This is a genomic window from Exilibacterium tricleocarpae (assembly GCF_007004655.1).
In the GTDB taxonomy this organism is placed as follows: domain Bacteria; phylum Pseudomonadota; class Gammaproteobacteria; order Pseudomonadales; family Cellvibrionaceae; genus Exilibacterium; species Exilibacterium tricleocarpae.
This window is the reverse complement of the sequence record NZ_ML660143.1, coordinates 1-2,563: the sequence shown is the minus strand read 5'-3', so window position 1 is coordinate 2,563 and position 2,563 is coordinate 1. Positions and strand designations below refer to the sequence as shown.

The window sequence follows — 2,563 nt, the reverse complement described above, 5'->3', positions numbered from 1 at the left end:
AGAGGCAAATAACATTGAGCTTCTATTAGAGTTTCTAGATTCAAACAACACCTTAGCTTCAAAAAGGTCAATGCTGCTTGCTACTCTATGTGTCTTGATACATGACAATGTGCCAGACGACGAACAGGATGACTCTGATATTAATATCGAAGTGGCAAATAGAGTTGCTGGTGAACTCAAGAAAAGAATTGAGCTATTTGTAGAGCTAGATACAAGCTTGATTATGGACTACATAAAAGAGCTAGCTTATCCCCAAATTGGTGTGCCACTAGCCGGGATGTAACAATGAGCTGTTGTCGGACAAATTTTCCGCTGCGCTCCAAATTTGCCGCAAAGCTTGGCGTTAGGCGTTTTCTAGCTAGATAATAAAAGAATCTATTTTCACCATTTAATGGAGTGTTTTATGAAATATGTAAGCAATTTAATTTTCCTGCTTCTAGTAACTCTATCTGCACAGGCCGTGGCTGACAGCGTCGAGTGTGGCGGTCTTGTAGCTATTGTAATGGCAAATAGCTCAGATTGTGCTGATGCATCAGGCGTTAAACATTTAGCTTATAGAACTGATAAAACGACCAACAATTGGTTGTGTACTGAAACAAGTGCGGGATCATCAATGGTTTTGGCAGCCTATATTTCTTCAAAACCAGTTTCGGTTACAATTCCTAATCAAACTACTGGTACCACTTGTAGTACTTTGCAAGGCCATTGGTTAAAAGATTTGAATGTAATTCTGCAATAAAGCTTAACCAGTGGCTCAATTTGACAGCTATAAGCGTCGGCCTAACAAGCAGGCCGCCACTTATAGCTGCAAATTAGCAAGGCGTTAGTGCGTCAAGGAAGCTTGGTGCATCTGGCAGGGTGGGAGTCCCTGTAGGGTAAGGCCTAACCAGCCACCCTTAGCGAGTGTTGCGCGTAGTGCGGAGCATCGGGAGAGAGAATACTCTCCAGTCAGCAGTTTTTTACTGCTATCAACGGGCGAACAAGCTATGTGAAGCATACACAGCGAACAATATAGGCCGTAGGGGAACCGTGTCCCTGAAGCACTGGTATCGCTCCGAAAGGCAGTTTCGTCTGACGAGATTTGTAACGCGATCGAAGTCAATATGGATCAGCCGTTAATGGTTTGGTTGTGAAGAGGCGGCGGAGTTATCAAGTCGCGGCATGTATTGAGAGATGTATCAGGAACTTGAGAGATCCTAGATAGGCTCCATAAGGACAGTGGTAGGGACGTCAAATGAAGAATGAGACCAGCGATGGCTGCTAGGAAGTCGGACAAACCCACAGTAGTCGGAGAACGGGAAAGCCGTTTACAGGGCGAAGGAGTTTGCGGTAATGACACATCCATGACAGGACAACCCGCACCGGACAATGTAGGGCCGGAGTCGATCGGGATAACCTCCCTCATGGATATAGCAAACAAAGCACGTTCCCACCCGAAGCACCGTTTTCAAAACCTCTATCGACTGTTGAACCTGCCGAATGTAGTGCAGGTCTGGCATCGATTGAACAAGAACGCGAGTGCGGGTATTGATAAGGTGACCGCACAGGACTATGGGACAGACCTGTACGCGAATCTTCGCAATCTTGAACAACGATTGAAAGACAAGCGCTATCGCTGCAAAGGCATTCGCCGTACTTTCATTCCCAAGTCAAACGGTAAGCAAAGACCGCTCGGCATACCTGCGCTGGAAGATAAAATCGTCCAGCAAGCGGTAGCCGATATTCTGAAGTCTATCTTCGAAGTAGACTTTTTGGCGTGCAGTTTTGCTTATCGACCGGCACGGGGAGCTGGTGACGCAGTTGCTAGCCTGTCGGCCAACCTCCAGTGGGGGCCGTTTGGTTATGTTGTGGAGAGCGACATCAGAGGGTTCTTTGATGACGTCAACCATGACTGGCTGCTGGAGATGCTGAAACAGCGAATCGATGACAAAGCATTGCTGGCATTGATCAATCAATGGTTGAAAGCCAAGGTACATAGGCCTGATGGCAAAGCGGTAAAACCTCTTGCGGGTACTCCGCAAGGGGGTGTAATCTCACCCATCCTGGCAAATATCTATCTGCATTTTGCTCTTGATCTGTGGTTTGAGCGCAAGATCAAACCTAAGCTCAGAGGAAAATCTTTTCTGCTGAGATATGCTGATGATTATGTGCTGGCCTTCCAGCACTATCGTGATGCCAAAGCTGTCTATGGCTCATTGCCGGCACGACTGAGAAAATTCGGTTTGAATCTTGCCGAAGAGAAGACCACCATGGTTCGTTTCTCCCGTTTTTGGCCCAGCCAACGGCGGAGGCTGAAATTCTTAGGGTTTGAGTTCTATTGGTGGCCGGGTTTGGATGGCAAGCCGCGAGTGCTACGTCGCACTGCCCTAGGCAAGCTGAAGTCACTGCGTCAGTCGTTGACGGAGTGGATTAAACAATCCCGCCAAAAGCGACTGTATCAGCTGGCTAGGGCCTGTTCACACTAATTTTGATAGAATGTGCGCCTATGGAAATCACGAAAGCACAATTCAAAATTATTGAACATCTCCTGCCAATACAGAGGGGAAATGTAAAAATACCGAAC

General features: G+C 47.0%; 3 protein-coding genes. All 3 read left to right on the top strand.

The features are described 5' to 3' along the window. A partial coding sequence (locus FKG94_RS28905; RefSeq protein WP_179957859.1) for a hypothetical protein occupies positions 1–283 on the top strand: 283 nt, incomplete at its 5' end. A 120-nt stretch (positions 284–403) separates the two neighbouring features. Continuing rightward, on the top strand, positions 404–739 hold the full coding sequence (locus FKG94_RS28495; protein ID WP_142930346.1) for a hypothetical protein: 336 nt from the start codon (positions 404–406) through the stop codon (positions 737–739). Positions 740–1,403: 664 nt separating this feature from the next. Then, a complete protein-coding gene (gene ltrA, locus FKG94_RS28490; protein ID WP_179957858.1) occupies positions 1,404–2,465 on the top strand; it encodes a group II intron reverse transcriptase/maturase in 1,062 nt (353 codons plus the stop codon). Positions 2,466–2,563 lie beyond the last annotated feature (98 nt).